This window comes from Streptococcus parasanguinis, assembly GCF_001578955.1.
Classification (GTDB): domain Bacteria; phylum Bacillota; class Bacilli; order Lactobacillales; family Streptococcaceae; genus Streptococcus; species Streptococcus parasanguinis_U.
Map to the genome: position 1 here is coordinate 19,771 of NZ_KQ969689.1, position 741 is coordinate 20,511.

Consider the following 741-nt stretch of genomic DNA (forward strand, 5'->3'; position numbering starts at 1 on the left):
TGAATCTGATAAACTTCAGGCTAAACTTTATGCTCAAGCTCAAGTAGATCTAGATCATCTCGCAGATGATGCTCGTAGAAATGGCTACGATCATGGGGATATTCAATTCTATAGTCGCATGTTTAAACGCAAACTATTTACCCACTATTACTCAAGAGTGAAGCAACTAGCTTAACTCTTTTTATTTTACACTCAGAAAGGAAAATCTTATGATCTCAGAAACACTTAAAATGAAACCAGAATTTATTGGCCCTGCTTACTACGAACGTTTGGGAAATGCTCCTAAATTTATTTTTGGAAAAGAAGGCAAATACCAACGTCACATTCTAAACAGCGAAACTCATGGTTCATTCCATGTTATCACACCTGCTTCTACCACAGTCTTTCCTGAAGATGCTCTAGTAGAAACTGTTAACCCAATCTTTTTCCCAGATACTGCTTTAAATGGCATTACTGTTGCACCTTATCTCAATGTCTTTGCGGAAAAATTAGTACTTAAAAAATAAGAATTTAAAGGAGAAAATCACATGGCTAAAATTGGATTAAACTACGGAGAAAAACTACAAATTGCTGACAAGACTTATCGTGTTATTACAGACGGGTTAGATGTCCCAGCAGTCCTTGGAAAACTGACTTTCCGAGGCATTGAGGGCCCTGATATCATCTTTGAAGTGGATCGCACACAACGTAATCCTGATGGATCATTTGTCCAAGTCAATACAGGTGAGATCCGTGGAATTG

1 protein-coding gene and 1 pseudogene are annotated in these 741 nt (G+C 37.7%); both read left to right on the forward strand.

The window, feature by feature from the left end; all coding sequences use genetic code 11:
* The first annotated feature begins 209 nt into the window (after positions 1-209).
* Positions 210-506 (forward strand): hypothetical protein, encoded by a 297-nt coding sequence (locus SPADD19_RS00100; RefSeq protein WP_061454873.1) that lies wholly within the window; start codon positions 210-212, stop codon positions 504-506.
* A 21-nt stretch (positions 507-527) separates the two neighbouring features.
* Positions 528-741 (forward strand): annotated as a pseudogene (locus SPADD19_RS00105) (conjugal transfer protein); the annotation flags it as partial.

Coding starts and splice junctions, on each gene's coding strand:
- SPADD19_RS00100 (WP_061454873.1), top strand. CDS start 210: ATGATCTCAGAAACACTTAAAATGAAACCAGAATTTATTGGCCCTGCT.